This is a genomic window from Janthinobacterium sp. CG_23.4, from assembly GCF_029892305.1.
GTDB classification, from domain to species: domain Bacteria; phylum Pseudomonadota; class Gammaproteobacteria; order Burkholderiales; family Burkholderiaceae_D; genus Janthinobacterium; species Janthinobacterium lividum_D.
Genome location: NZ_JARXUX010000001.1, coordinates 4,481,408 through 4,495,749, shown reverse-complemented (window position 1 = coordinate 4,495,749; position 14,342 = coordinate 4,481,408). Strand labels below are relative to the sequence as shown.

Sequence of the window (14,342 nt, the reverse complement as noted above, 5' to 3'; positions counted from 1 at the left end):
TCAGTCAGCTTCGCTGAAGATCGCATCGCAGCCTTCAACGAGCTCGTCGCTGTCTTCCAGCTCATCCGTCAGTCCCAGGTCGAACAATTCCTCGACGGCGTTCATGAAGCTGTTGTGCTTGGTGGCGCCGATCAGGCGGTAGATTTCGCCATCTTCGTTGCGCACGCCGATGATCAGTTTTTCCTGGCGTACCAGTTCCGGCGTGCTGGCGTTGAGCAGCAGATTGCCGATGATGTGTTTATCGAAATGCGCGGTTTTTTTGCCGTCGAGCAGTGTGGTTTTCAAGTTAGTTTCCTTTGTCTTGTTTGAATGTCTGTGCTTGGTGAATTGTCAATTGTGGCCATTGGCAATGGCGTGTTTCAGTTCCGCCAGGGTGGTTTCCAAACGCATGAAATCGTCTTCGGTATAGCCGTCAAACAAGTGCTGGCCGCGCTTTGTCAGCTCGGGGAACACATCATGGAACACCTGTTCACCCTCGCAGCTCAAGCGCACGGAGTAGGAGCGCATATCTTTATTGCAACGCTCGCGTACTACCAGCCCCTTTTGCTCCAAGCGCTCCACCACGCCCGTCAAGGTGCCCTTGGTAATCAGGGTTTTCTGGCCCAGCTCCTTGTAGGGCATGCCGCAGGTGTTGCCGAGCGTGGCAATGATGTCGAACTGCGCATGCGTCAAGCCATACTGGCGCACGAAGTCGCTAGCAAACTTATCGAAGCCTTGCATGCATTCGGCCAGCAGCCGGAGACTCTTTAAATATCGTTCAGCCATGGGGTGTGATTATATCCTTCCATCGCGCTTTTTTCCGCCGCGTCAGGCCCTGCAGTTGCGTATGGGGCTTGATGGGGCTGAACTCCGGTATCATGTATGCAACTCAGCCCTTGCTCCTAGCCCGCCCGCCGATGTCTTTCGCTAACCTCTCCCGTATCGGCCTCGACAAACCGCTGCGCCTGCTGCTGATCCATGCCGGCGATGCCGAGTCGATTACCTGGGCGGGTCTGGTGCAGCCGCTGCGTCTGTGTGCGCGGGCGCTGGGGCCGGATGCCCTGCAACTGGAGGTGCGCACGCCCGAGCAGGTGGCCCAGCAAGGCGGCAACTGGCATATCGCGCTGCTGGTGGCCGATGAAACGGAGGCGCCGCTGCGCGCCGAGCTGTGCCGTGCCGTGATCGAGCGCTGCCGTTCGGCGCCATTCTGGGGCGGCGTGGGCGCGGCCGTGCTGTGGCTGGCCGACGCGGGCGTCATGGATGGCGTGCGCATCGCCTTGCCATGGGCCCTGTACGCCGATGCGGAAGCCAAGGCCGAGCGGGCCATCCTGACGCCGCATCTGTTCGATATCGATGGCCCCCACCTCACTTGCTGCGGCGGCGCCGCCAGCATCGATTTTTCGCTGACCCTGATCGAGACCGTGTTTGGCGCCGATGTGCAGGCGCTCGTCAAGGAAGCGTTGTGCGTGGACAAGGTGCGCGGCAAGGAAGAACGCCAGCGCGTGGCCTTGCAGGCGCGCTTTGGCCTGTTGCAGCCAAAGCTGTCCGAAGCCGTCACCTTGATGGAAGCCAATATTGAAGAGCCGCTGTCGACCGACGACATCGCCAGCCTGGCGGGATTGTCGCGGCGCCAGCTGGAACGGCTGTTCAAACAATACCTGGGCAGCCTGCCGTCGCGCTACTACCTGGAGCTGCGCCTGCAGCGTTCACGGCAGTTATTGCTCGATACGCATTATTCCATCGTGCAAGTTGGCCTGATGTGCGGCTTTTCCTCCGGTTCGCACTTTTCCACGGCGTTTGGCACCCTGTTTGGCCATACCCCGCGCGAAGAGCGGCAAAGAAAGCTTATGCCGCCAGCCTAGCCAGCCTGGCCAGCTCAGCTAGCGTAAAGGCAGCTGTGATGAATTGTGAAAATCCTTGTCGCAGATTCAAAAGAGTTTTAGCATCCCGCTTTTTATAATGCAGTACACACGTAGCTGTCGTAGCTGCGGAGTACCTAACATATTGATGGGGAAATGCTATGAATGCCAAGCTTGATTCGACCGTAACGGCTCGTCCAGTCACACGGGAAACCTTTGACCAGGTTCTCGTTCCTACTTATGCCCCTGCAGCCATGGTGCCCGTGCGCGGTGCGGGACTGGACCTGTGGGACCAGTCGGGCAAGCATTACCTCGATTTCACCTCGGGCATCGCCGTCAACAGCCTGGGCCACTGTCATCCGGTACTGGTCGACGTGCTGACCAAGCAAATCAATAATTTGTGGCATTTGGGCAATGGCTATACCAATGAACCGGTGATGCGCCTGGCACTGGCCCTGACGGAAGCGACTTTCGCCGACCGCGCCTTCTTTTGCAACTCGGGCGCGGAAGCTAACGAAGCGGCCCTGAAACTGGCGCGCAGGTACGCCCACACCAAGTTTGGCGCGCATAAGTCGCGCATCATTTCGTGCTTCAGCTCTTTCCACGGCCGCACCTTGTTTACGGTGTCCGTCGGCGGCCAGGCCAAGTACACGGAAGGCTTCGAGCCGTTGCCGCCATCGATCGACCATATCGCCTTCAACGATATCGAAGCGGCGCGTGCCGCCATCGGCGATGACGTGTGCGCTGTGATCGTCGAGCCGGTACAAGGCGAAGGCGGCGTGGTGCCGGGTAATCCGGAGTTCCTCAAGGAACTGCGCGCCCTGTGCGACAAGACCGGCGCCCTGCTTATTTTCGACGAAGTCCAGTGCGGCATGGGCCGTACCGGCGCGTTGTTCGCCTACATGGGCTATGGCGTCACGCCGGACATTCTGACGTCGGCCAAGGCCTTGGGCAACGGCTATCCGATCGGCGCCATGCTGACGACTAATGAATTGGCGAAAACCCTGGCCGTAGGCACCCATGGCACCACTTACGGCGGCAATCCGCTGGCTGCCAGCGTTGCCTTGAGCGTGCTCGAGACCATCAATACGCCAGCCTTCCTGGCGCGCGTCAAGGAAGCGAGCGTCAACACCATCGCCATGCTGCAAGGCTTGATGACGGATTATCCGCAAGTATTCTCTATAGTGCGCGGCAGCGGTTTGCTGCTGGGCCTGGTAGTTAGCGATGCCTACAAAGGCCGCGCGAAAGACATCCAGAAAGCGGCCGAAGCACAAGGCTTGATGGTGCTGATCGCCGGCATGGACGTGCTGCGCCTGGCGCCGGCCCTGATCGTCTCGGACGAGCAGATTGCCGAAGCTGGCCGCATGCTGCGCGCCGCCGTCGACAGCCTGCTGCAAGCCTGAGGCTAGTCTTACCGCCCACTATCCCCGGCCTGCCGCTTTGCTGCGGGCCGGCTTGGATCTACCCTGGTATTGTCTGGATTGAAGGAGTACCCATGTATGTTGTCCGTCCGGTAGAAATTGCGGATATTGCCGCCCTCGAGGCGCTGGCCGCAGTCACCATGCCGGGTGTCCATACCCTGCCGAAGACGCGCGAAAAAATCGCCGCCTCCGTCGAGCGCTCCATCGCCTCGTTTGCCGCCCATGTCGACATCCCCAGCGAAGAGTCGTATCTCTTCGTGCTTGAATCCCTGCTCGATAAGAGCATCTACGGCACGGCCGCCATCTTTGCCTCGGCCGGCTCGAACGGGACGTATTTTTCCTTTCGCAACGACGTCATCCAGCAAGTCTCGCGTGACTTAAATATCAGCCACAGCGTGCATGCGCTGACGCTTTGCTCGGAGTTGACGGCATATTCGCAGTTGTCCGGCTTCTACGTGCACAATATAGAGCAGGCCGGCCTGGAAGCGGCCTTGCTGTCGCGCGCGCGGCTGTTGTTCGCCGTACTGGCGCCGCACCGTTTCGGCGACCGTTTCTTCGTGCCGCTGGCCGGCATCACTGACGCCAACGGCCAGTCGCCATTCTGGGATGCGCTGGGCCGCAAGTTCTTCCAGATGGATTTTCTCGATGCAGAAAAAGTCATCGGCGGTGCGCGCAATCGCACCCTGATCGTCGAACTGATGCCGCATTACCCGGTGTATGTGCCGCTCTTGCCAGGCGACGCGCAGGCGGCCATGGGCCAGATTCACCCGAGCGGCGAACTGACTTTCAATTTGCTGACGGAAGAAGGTTTCGAAGCGGACGACTACATCGATATCTTCGACGGTGGCCCCATTTTGCAGGCGCACAAGAATGCGCTGCGCTCGTTTACGGGCTCGCTCACACGCCGTGTCACCGCCGGCGTTACGCCGAGCCGCACCGGCCTGAAAGTGCATTACGCGGTCGCTTCGGGCGCGGAGCGCAACTTCCGCGCCGTTACCTTCACCTGTGATGCGCTCGAAGGGCAGGACAGCGTCGGCTTGCCGGCCGAGTTGCTTGAAACGCTGGCCGTGGCCGAAGGCGACAGCGTCATCTGCGTGCGCATCTAACCGAGAGAACACTATGCTAGTAGTACGCGCCATTAACGCTTCTGACCTGGACGCCCTTTACGGCTTGGCCAGTCAGGTCGGCACAGGCATGACCACCCTCAAGCCGGACATGAAAATGCTGGGCGACCGCCTGGCCATTGCCTGTGCCTCGTTCGCCGAAACCATCCCGCCCGAAAAACGCGACTACATGTTTGTCATGGAGGATACCGACACGGGCCGCCTGGCCGGCGTGTGCGCCATCAAGGGAGCCGTGGGACTGGAAGAGCCGTTCTATAACTACCGCATCGGCACCCTCGTGCATTCGAGCGCAGAGCTCGACGTGTTTACGCGCATGGAAACGCTGTACCTGTCGAATGACCTGACGGGCAGCACGGAACTGTGTTCGCTGTTTTTGCACCCTGATTACCGCAGTGGCAACAACGGCAAACTGCTGTCGAAAAGCCGCTTTCTTTTTATCGCGCAGTTCCCGCACCTGTTCACGGAAAAGCTGATCGCCGAAATGCGCGGCTACCAGGCGCCAGACGGCAGCTCGCCGTTCTACGAGGGACTCGGTCGCCACTTCTTCAAGATGGATTTCCATCACGTCGACGATTTGACCAGCCTGGGCAAGAAATCGTTCATCGCCGAGCTGATGCCGCGCCAGCCCATGTACGTGGCCTACCTGCCCGATGAGGCGCAGGAAGTGATCGGCAAGGTGCATCTGAGCACGGCGCCCGCGCGCCGCCTGCTGGAACAGGAAGGCTTGCACTTCGAAGGCTATGTCGATATTTTCGATGCCGGTCCCGTGCTGCAGGCGCGCGTCTCCGAGCTGCGCGCCATGCGTGACAGCATGTCGGCCGTGCTCGACGCTGAGCCTGCAACCGCCGCAGATAGCTGCGAGCTGGCGCAAGCTGAGCCTTATATGGTGTCGAACACCGACCTGAAAGATTTCCGCATGATCGTCGCCAACGTCAATCCGCACAGCGGCAAGATTGCGCTCGATGACGATGAATTGCACCTGCTGCGTTGCCATAACGGCGACACCGTGCGCACCTTATCACTCAACCCGAGGAAGCATCCCCATGTCTAAATCGTCCAGCCTTAACGTGTCTAATTCATCTATCGCAGCATCGAACTTCATCCATGGCGCCTGGCTGCCTGGCACCGGCAGGGAACTGTTGACCATCGATCCATCGAATGGCAAGCAGACCTGGGCCAGCCTGGAAGCGACGCCGAGCGAAGTCGAGCAAGCTTGCCAGGCCGCTCGCGCCGCCTTTGAGGCATGGGCCGCTACCCCCGTCGATGAACGCATCGCCATCTGCGTGCGCTTTCGCGAACTGTTGAAGGAGCATGCCGAAGCGCTGGCGCTGCTGATCTCGGAAGAAGTGGGCAAGCCCTTGTGGGAGTCGCGCACGGAAGTGGCCACCATGGCCAACAAGATCGATATCTCGGTGCAATCGTACAACGCGCGCACAGGCATCACGCAAAGCAAGATCGCCGACGGCGACGCCGTACTGCGGCACCGCCCGCATGGCGTGTTCGGCGTGTTCGGCCCGTATAACTTCCCCGGCCACCTGCCCAACGGCCACATCGTGCCAGCCCTGATTGCCGGTAACACCATCGTTTTCAAACCCAGCGAATACGCGCCGCGCACGGCCATCAAAACCGTGCAGCTGTGGCAGCAGGCCGGCTTGCCGAACGGCGTGCTTAACCTCGTCAATGGCGGACGCGACACGGGCGTGGCCCTGGGTGCCAATGCGCACCTCGATGGCGTGCTGTTCACCGGTTCGTGCCAGACCGGCATCAGCCTGCACCGCCAGTTTGGCGGCCAGCCGGGCAAGATGCTGGCGCTGGAAATGGGCGGCAACAATGCCCTGGTGGTGTGGGATGTGAAGGATGTCGACGCCGCCGTGCACCACGCGATCTTTTCCGCCTTTGTCTCGGCCGGCCAGCGCTGCACCTGCGCGCGCCGCCTGGTGGTGCAAGACAATGCTGCCGGTGCTGCTTTTGTCGCGCGCCTGGTGGAAGTGGCGGCCAAGCTGGGCATCGGCGCATCCGACGCCCAGCCGCAGCCCTTCATGGGCCCTGTGGTGTCGAGCGCCGTGGCCACTCGCCTGGTGCAGGCGCAAGCCGATATGCTGGCCAAGGGCGGCACCAGCCTGCTGCAGATGCGCCAGTTGAACCCCGAAGCGGGCTTTGTGACGGCCGGCATCGTCGATGTCAGCAACGCTGTTGGCATTGCCGACGAAGAATGGTTCGGTCCACTGCTGCAGGTGATCCGCGTGGCCGATTTCGACGCGGCCCTGAAGGTTGCCAACGCCACCGAATTTGGTTTGGCTGCGGCCTTGCTGTCCGACGATCCTGCCCTGTGGCAAAGCTTCCAGGCACGCGCGCGCGCCGGCATCATCAACTGGAACCGTCCCACCACGGGCGCGGCCAGCACGGCGCCGTTCGGCGGCGTAGGCAAGTCGGGCAATCACCGTCCGAGCGCCTATTACGCGGCCGATTACTGCGCCTATCCTGTCGCCTCGATCGAAAACAGCACACTCGAAATGCCGGCCAAACTGTCGCCCGGCCTGAACTTTTAAGGATTAGCCATGCACAGCACGCGTGAATACAATTTTGACGGCCTGGTTGGCCCATCGCATAACTATGCCGGACTCTCGTTTGGCAACGTAGCCTCGTTCAGCAATGTGAAAAGCGCTTCGAATCCGAAGCAGGCGGCCTTGCAAGGCCTGGCCAAAATGCGGGCGCTGGCCGCGCGCGGCTTTGCGCAAGCCTTGTTGCCGCCACAGGATCGGCCCAATTTCCGCCTGCTGCGCTCCATCGGTTTCACTGGCACGGACGCTGAAGTGCTGGCGCGCGCTTACAAGGAGTCGCCCGTCATCCTGGCTTGCGCGTATTCCGCCTCACCCATGTGGACGGCAAATGCCGCCACGGTCAGCCCGTCGGCGGACACCCAGGACGGCCGCGTGCATTTCACGGCCGCCAATTTGAATAACAAGCTGCATCGCGCCTTTGAGCATGCGCAGTCCGCACGCAGCCTGCGCGCCATTTTCAGCGACGACAAGCACTTCGCCGTGCATGAAGCGCTGCCATCGACGCCCGCCTTTGGCGATGAGGGCGCGGCCAACCACACGCGATTGGGCGCCAGCCACGGCGCGCCGTCGGTTGAGTTGTTCGTGTATGGTCGGATGGAGTTCGACTCTTCCGCACCGTCGCCGAAACGCTATCCGGCGCGCCAAACCCTGGAAGCGTCACAAGCCGTGGCGCGCCTGCATGGCCTTGATGCCAAGAGCACCGTCTACGTGCAGCAAAATCCAGACGTGATCGACCAGGGTGTGTTCCATAACGACGTCATCGCCGTCGGCAATGGTAATGTGCTGTTCTATCACGAGCAGGCGTTTGTCGATGAAGAGGAGAGCCTGTCGCAGTTGCGCCGTGCCGTCGCCGCCACGGGGGCCGATTTGCAGGCGCTGCGCGTGGGCACGGGACAGGTACCGATTGCGGACGCCGTCAGCAGCTATCTGTTCAACAGCCAGTTGCTGACGAAAGAGGATGGCAAGATGGCGTTGGTGATTCCGCAGGAATGCCAGGAAAACCGCGCTGTGTCGCGCTACCTGGAAGACCTGGTGGTCAGCGGTGGCCCGGTCGATGAGCTGATTCATTTCGATCTGCGCCAGAGCATGCGCAACGGTGGCGGGCCAGCCTGTCTGCGTTTGCGTGTCGCCCTGACGGAGATCGAAGCGCGCGCCATGCATCAGGGAGTGATCATGACGGAAGCGCTGTACCATCGGCTGGTGCAATGGGTGGAGAAGCACTACCGCGACCATCTGGAGCCGAGCGACTTGGCTGACCCGCAGCTGGCGCTGGAAGTGCATGCGGCGCTTGAAGAATTGACGATCATCCTCAACTTACCTGGGTTGTACGACTTGTAGGCGATAGAAAAACACAGAAAAAATTCGAGACAAACTATCCGCAACACAGAATTGGACGGGCGCGCCCCGTCCCTTGACACCGCTGCCGCGCAGCCACGAGCCCGAACGACAGCGTTGGACATTCACATTACCGTAATGGAGATGCAAGATGAATCACACGCCACAAGATTTGCGCACACAAACGCTGCAGCTGATTAACGCCGCTGGCAGTGCGAAAGAGGCGGCAGCACCTGTCGTACAACTGGTACAGGCATGGCTGGACTCGCTCGACGCCGAAGACCTGGCCGATATCGCGCCCGACAGCCTGGCACCAGTGCTGGTCGATGGTTTTACGCAAGCGGCGAAGCGCAGCGGCAGCGGCTGCCAAATCGCTACCCTGCGTTATGCGGATGGCCGTGGCGGCATGGCGAGCGCCTTGCTGATCCTGAACGAAGACATGCCTTACCTGGTCGACTCCATCGTCATGGCCATGCGCCGCCAGCACCTGGCTGTGCGCGGCGTGATGAATACCGTGCTGCCGGTGCGCCGCGCCGCTGACGGCAGCGTGGCAGCGGTGCGCCAGCCGGGCGACCCGCTCGAATCGTATGTGCTGGTGCTGCTCGACGAAGAACTGGCGCCGGAAGCGCTGGCCGCACTGGTCGGCGCATTGGAAATGGTCGCGCATGACGCCTTTGTTGTGCGTCGCGACGCCGCCGCCATGAGCGAGCGTCTGGCTACCGGTGCCACTGCCGCTGCCCAGCATGGCGAAGAAGGCGCGGAAGTCGCCGCCTTCCTGGAGTGGGCCCGCAGCGGTGGTTTTGAAGTGTTCGGCTACGCCTATTACCGCGTCAAGCCGGGCGTGCGTGAACTCGAACGCGACATTCCTAGCCGTGTCGGCGTACTGCAAGATACGGCGCACCCCGTCTACGGCACCTGCCTGGCGAATATTCCGGGCGACTTCGACACCTTGGCCAAGCGCGAATCGGCGCTCTCCATCGTCAAGGCCGACGTGGCGGGCACCCTGCACCGCGACCAGCAGCTGGACTTCATCGGCGTGCGCGACATGGATGCGCAAGGCGCCATCCTGGGCGAACATTGCTTCGTCGGCCTGTTTACCCGCGCCGGTAATTCCACCCCGCTGGCGGCACTGCCGTTTGCGCGCGGCCGCGTGGCCAAGGTACTGAGTCTGGCCGGCGTGCGCCAGCAAGGCTTCCGCGCCGAAAAATTCCGCGAAATCCTTGAGTCCTTGCCGCGCACCGAAGCACTGGAAGCAGAGCTCGACTGGCTGGCGCAAGTATGCGGTGCCGTCGTTTCGCTGTACAAGCAGCCGCGCACCAAAGTCTTCGCGCGCCGCGACGTGTATGCACGCCACCTGAACGTGCTGGTGTACCTGCCGCGCGAGCGCTACAGCGCCAGCGTGGCATCGAGCCTGGCAAAAGCCCTGCAAGCGAGTTCCGGCGCCACGCATGTGAGCACGCAAACCCTGGTCGCTGACGGTCCGCTGGCGCGCGTTTACCTGATCGCCCACGCTGCACGTTACCCGCTGGACCTGGAAATGGACATCGAACAGCCGCTCCTTAGCGTGCTCGATGGCTGGCATAACGGCTTTGCCGCCGTGGCCGATGCCGTGCCCGACGTGACCTTGCGCACCAGCCTGCGCAAACTCTGCGCTACCCTGCCGCTCGACTATGTCGCCGCTACCGCGCCGGCCGTCGCCTTCCGTGACCTCGACACCATCTTGCGCAACACCGATCCATCGCACGTGGCCGTGCGCATCGAGACGGGCGCCGTTACCACCATCCGCCTGTATTCGGCCAACAAGGTGCCGCCGCTGTCGGCCATCCTGCCGGCATTGCATAACGCCGGCGTGGCGATCGACCGCGAGCAGGCCTTTTCGATTTCGCCGCTCGATGGCACGCGCTATTTCGTTACCAGCCTGACGGTCGACGCCGACAGCGCAGCGAAATTGGCGCAGCCATCCGTTGTCGCCGTGGCGCAGGAATTGTTTGCCGCACTGTTCAACGATGAAGCGGAAGATGGTCGCCTCAATGGCCTGGTCATCGAAGGTGGCCTGTCGACGCGCGAAGTGCAGTTGGTGCGCGCCTATACCAGCTACTGGCGCCAGACGGGCAGCCGCTTCTCGGTGCGCTATATTGCCGAAAGCCTGCGCAAGCAGCCGGCCCATGTGAAGGCACTGGTCGATGCCTTCCTGCAGCGCTTCGATCCGTCGCTGTCTGATGCGCAGCACGCCGCCGCCCTGGAGGCGATTGCCACCATCAAGGCTGGCTTGCCATCGGTGAATCACGCAGACACGGAGGAAATCCTCGGCGCGCTGGCCAACCTGATGGCCGCCACGCTGCGCACCAGCTATTTCCAGAACAATCAAGCTGGCGACAAGATCATCTTCAAGTTCGATACCAGCAGCCTGGCGCTGGTACCGGAACCGCGTCCGTATCGCGAGATTTTCGTCTTCTCGCGCCGTTTTGAAGGCGTGCACCTGCGCGGCGGCCCGGTTGCCCGTGGCGGCTTGCGCTGGTCCGACCGCATGGAAGACTACCGCACCGAAGTCCTGGGCCTGGTCAAAGCCCAGATGGTGAAGAATGCCGTCATCGTGCCGGCCGGTGCAAAGGGCGGTTTTGTCTGCAAGATGATGCCGAAGGATGCGGTGCGTGAAACCATCGCGGCCGAGGGCGAAGCCGTGTACCGCCTGTTCATTTCCAGCCTGCTGGAAGTGACGGACAACCGTTCGTTGGGCAATATCGTGCCGCCAGTCGACACCGTGTGTTTTGACGATGCCGATCCATACCTGGTAGTGGCTGCCGACAAGGGCACGGCTACCTTCTCCGACATCGCCAACGGCATCGCCGTGCAGCGCGGTTTCTGGCTGGGCGACGCGTTCGCCTCGGGCGGCTCGAATGGCTACGATCACAAGAAGCTGGGCATCACCGCCAAGGGTGCATTCGAAGCCGTGAAGCGCCACTTCTATGAAATGGACCACGATCTGAATACCACCCCGATCACCATGGTCGGCGTGGGTGACATGTCGGGAGACGTGTTCGGCAATGGCGTGCTGCTGTCGCGTCAGCTGAAACTCGTGGCCGCGTTCGACCACCGCCACATCTTCCTCGATCCGACACCGGACGTCGGCGTCTCGTTCGACGAACGCGCTCGCCTGTTCGCCTTGCCGCGCTCCTCGTGGGACGACTACAACAAAGACTTGATATCGAATGGCGGTGGCGTGTATCCGCGCTCCGCACGCATGATCGAACTGTCGCCGCAGATCCGTGCTGTGCTCGATATCGCGGAAACCGCGTTGGCGCCGGAAGAATTGATGCATCGCATCCTGAAATCGCCGGTGGACCTGTTCTACAACGGCGGCATCGGTACCTACATCAAGGCTTCCAGCGAGACGCATGCCCAGGTGAAGGACCGTGCGAACGACCTTATCCGCGTCAACGGCAATGAGTTGCGCGTGAAGGTCGTCGCCGAAGGCGGCAACCTGGGTGCGACGCAGGCTGGCCGCATCGAGTTCGCGCTCGCTGGTGGACGTATCTTTACCGATGCGATCGACAATTCGGCCGGTGTGGATTGCTCTGACCATGAAGTGAACGTGAAAATCTGGCTGGACGTGGAAGTCAATGCCGGCAAGCTGACAGAAGAAGAACGTAATCGCGAGCTGTATGCGATGACGGACGACGTCGAGCGTCTGGTCTTGCGCGACAACACGCAGCAGACGCATTTGCTGGTGCGCGAGTTGCAGGCGCAAGGCGAGAGCGGTGTGCAGGATGGCTATGCCGCCCTGATCGCCAGTCTGGAAGAAGAGGGCGCCCTGTCGCGCGAACTTGAACAATTGCCGTCGGTAGCCGAACTGGCACGTCGCAAGGCCGACGGTCGCGGCCTGACCACGCCGGAACTTGCGGTGGTGATCGCCAACGTCAAGAACCGCTTCAAGCGCATCCTCTCAAGCCTGCCGTTGACGGACGAAACATGGGCCGAGCCAGTCCTGAAACCTTACTTCCCATCCTTGCTGGTGGAAACGCGTTCGGCGCTTGATCATCCGCTGGCCAACGCCATCCTGGCCACCGTGCTGGCCAATGAAGTGATCAACCGCTGCGGCCCGCTGATGATACGCAACCTGGCGGCGGAGCACGGCGTGGACGAGTCGAGCGTGATCCTGGCCTGGGCTCAGGCCTGGGTGGCGCTGAACCTGGCGCCCGTGTTTGATGCGCTCGATGCCGATGCGCTTACGGTCCCGCGTGAGGTTTCGATCAAGGTCGATGCGCAAACACGCGTGCTGCAGCAAACCATGATCGCTGGCGTGCTGTCCGTGCCGGCCGAGCAATTGCGTGGCGCCGGCCTGGTCGAACTCACGTGTTTGTTTGGTGCGGAATCGAAGCGCGAGCTGCTGCAAGGCGTTGGCATCAAGTCCGAGGCCGCGCTGGTGCCTGGCCTGAAACCTGCCTTCGTGCAGGCCTGGGATGCGGTCGAAGCGCTGGAAGTCGTCGCCGGCTTCCTGTTCCCGGCCTTGTCGGTGCCGCGTCCTGCCTCGATGGACCTGGCAGCGTTCCTGCAAGTGGGCCTGGCCTTGCGCAGCCAGGCAGGCATCGATACGCTGGAGCGTGGCCTGAAGCTGGCCGCGCAAGGCAAGTCGCAGGAACAGTTGCGCAACTACGCGCAGCAAGCCCTGCGCCGCACGCAACAGCGTTTGCTGACGCAGGTGCTGGCGCGTGCCGAGCAAGGCAATGCCGGCCAGGCGGTCGATGCGGTGTCGGGCGCGTTGGGCCTTTCGGCCTACGTGGCGGCGACGGAACTGGAGCAAGCCATACTGGACGTTTGGACGCTCTCCGAGGCCGTAAATAAAATCACGGCGAAAGCGGCGCTCTAATGACGCAAGCAGTCATACAGGCAGTGTCGGGTGCAGGCGGCTTGCCGCCTGCGGTGCAGGCGCTGGCGTCAGCCGATTTCAGCGCTGTGGCGCAGCTGTTCGCCCATGCCGGCTTCACGGTGGCCTTGCCGGCGCCGGGCATGCTGCAAGTGCTCAAGCCTGGCGCGGGCCGCGCCAGTGTGGCCATTTCCGTCGGTGTGCATGGCGATGAAACGGGGCCGATCGAAGTGCTGGCGCATTTGCTCGACGCGCTGTCGCGCGATGCGTCCCAGTTGGCCGTTGACTTGCTCGTTTGCGTGGGCAATGTCGATGCGATCCGGGCTGGCAAGCGTTTCATCGACGCCGACCTGAATCGCATGTTTCGCCCCGTGCGGGGGAGCTTGGCGCAAGCTGCGGAAAGCGCGCGCGCCGATGAAATGATCGCCGCCACGGCAGCGTTTTTTAGCGCAGCCGGTCCCGTACGCTGGCATCTGGATTTGCACACGGCCATCCGGCCTTCCGTGTACCCCACGTTTGCCATCGTGCCCGACCTGGCGCCCGACGACGCCAAGGCGAAACTGGTCGACTGGCTGGGGCAGGCGGCCATCGGCGCCATCATCATGAACCCGCAATCGGCCGGCACGTATAGTTATTATTCGGCCGAGCATTTCGGTGCGGCTGCCAGCACGGTGGAGCTGGGCCGTGTGGGCACTTTGGGGCAGAACGATTTGAGCCAGTTCGACCAGGCGTCGCGGGCGCTGGACGGCTTGCTGCGCGGTCTGCCGGCACAGCCCATCAAGGCGCAAGCGCACGTGTTCAAGGTGGCACAGGAAATTATCAAGCACAGTGATGAGTTCCGCATGGCTTTTGATCGCAGCACGCAAAATTTCACTTCCTTGCCGCAGCACGCCGTGATCGCCAGCGATGGCGAGCACGTCTATACGGTGCAGCATGCGCAAGAGCTGGTGGTGTTCCCGAACCCGGATGTGCGGGTGGGCTTGCGCGCCGGGTTGATGGTGGTGCGCGTGTCCTGATACGTCAGCCACGCACAGCGTCAGGCGCCAGCCGGGGCAACCCGCCTGGCGTTTTTTTTGGGAATAAGCCGTATGGAAATGGTTTTTTACTCGATGGGCTGAGCGGAAAAGCCCCGCCATGTCAAGGACGCGCACAAGCTGTACTGGGCCAAGACTTGATGCTCGATGGCGGCGAGCACTCGC

General features: G+C 61.9%; 10 protein-coding genes. 8 read left to right on the top strand and 2 right to left on the bottom strand.

Annotated elements, in window-relative coordinates:
* Together H4V96_RS20195 and H4V96_RS20190 are read right to left on the bottom strand one after the other, a co-directional pair.
* Positions 1-285 (bottom strand): hypothetical protein, encoded by a 285-nt coding sequence (locus H4V96_RS20195; RefSeq protein ID WP_010401880.1) that lies wholly within the window; start codon positions 283-285, stop codon positions 1-3.
* 45 nt (positions 286-330) lie between these two features.
* Positions 331-765, bottom strand: a complete 435-nt coding sequence (locus H4V96_RS20190) for a MarR family transcriptional regulator (RefSeq protein WP_029496724.1) — start codon at positions 763-765, stop codon at positions 331-333.
* 131 nt (positions 766-896) lie between these two features.
* Here H4V96_RS20190 and H4V96_RS20185 point away from each other — a divergent pair, with 131 nt between their 5' ends.
* The 8 genes from H4V96_RS20185 to H4V96_RS20150 all read left to right on the top strand — a co-directional run bounded on the left by H4V96_RS20185 (position 897) and on the right by H4V96_RS20150 (position 14,159).
* A complete protein-coding gene (locus H4V96_RS20185; RefSeq protein WP_010401875.1) occupies positions 897-1,841 on the top strand; it encodes a helix-turn-helix domain-containing protein in 945 nt (314 codons plus the stop codon).
* 158 nt (positions 1,842-1,999) lie between these two features.
* Entirely contained in the window at positions 2,000-3,241 is a 1,242-nt protein-coding gene (astC, locus tag H4V96_RS20180; protein ID WP_029496723.1) for an acetylornithine/succinylornithine family transaminase, read from the top strand.
* A 92-nt stretch (positions 3,242-3,333) separates the two neighbouring features.
* Positions 3,334-4,365: an arginine N-succinyltransferase gene (locus tag H4V96_RS20175; protein ID WP_010401872.1), complete on the top strand. Its 1,032-nt coding sequence runs from the start codon at positions 3,334-3,336 to the stop codon at positions 4,363-4,365.
* A gap of 13 nt (positions 4,366-4,378) precedes the next feature.
* Positions 4,379-5,434 carry an arginine N-succinyltransferase gene (astA, locus tag H4V96_RS20170; protein ID WP_010401871.1) on the top strand — a complete coding sequence of 352 codons (1,056 nt, stop codon included), beginning with the start codon at positions 4,379-4,381 and terminating at the stop codon, positions 5,432-5,434.
* Positions 5,427-6,932 (top strand): succinylglutamate-semialdehyde dehydrogenase, encoded by a 1,506-nt coding sequence (gene astD, locus H4V96_RS20165; RefSeq protein ID WP_010401870.1) that lies wholly within the window; start codon positions 5,427-5,429, stop codon positions 6,930-6,932. The genes astA and astD overlap by 8 nt, the downstream gene beginning before the upstream one ends.
* A gap of 9 nt (positions 6,933-6,941) precedes the next feature.
* On the top strand, positions 6,942-8,282 hold the full coding sequence (gene astB, locus H4V96_RS20160) for an N-succinylarginine dihydrolase (RefSeq protein ID WP_196855681.1): 1,341 nt from the start codon (positions 6,942-6,944) through the stop codon (positions 8,280-8,282).
* 148 nt (positions 8,283-8,430) lie between these two features.
* The gene (locus H4V96_RS20155; protein WP_196855680.1) at positions 8,431-13,146 is read left to right on the top strand and encodes an NAD-glutamate dehydrogenase domain-containing protein; all 4,716 of its coding nucleotides are present in this window, start codon (positions 8,431-8,433) and stop codon (positions 13,144-13,146) included.
* Positions 13,146-14,159, top strand: a complete 1,014-nt coding sequence (locus tag H4V96_RS20150) for a succinylglutamate desuccinylase (RefSeq protein WP_010401866.1) — start codon at positions 13,146-13,148, stop codon at positions 14,157-14,159. Before H4V96_RS20155 ends, H4V96_RS20150 begins: the two co-directional genes overlap by 1 nt.
* The last annotated feature ends 183 nt before the right edge of the window (positions 14,160-14,342 follow it).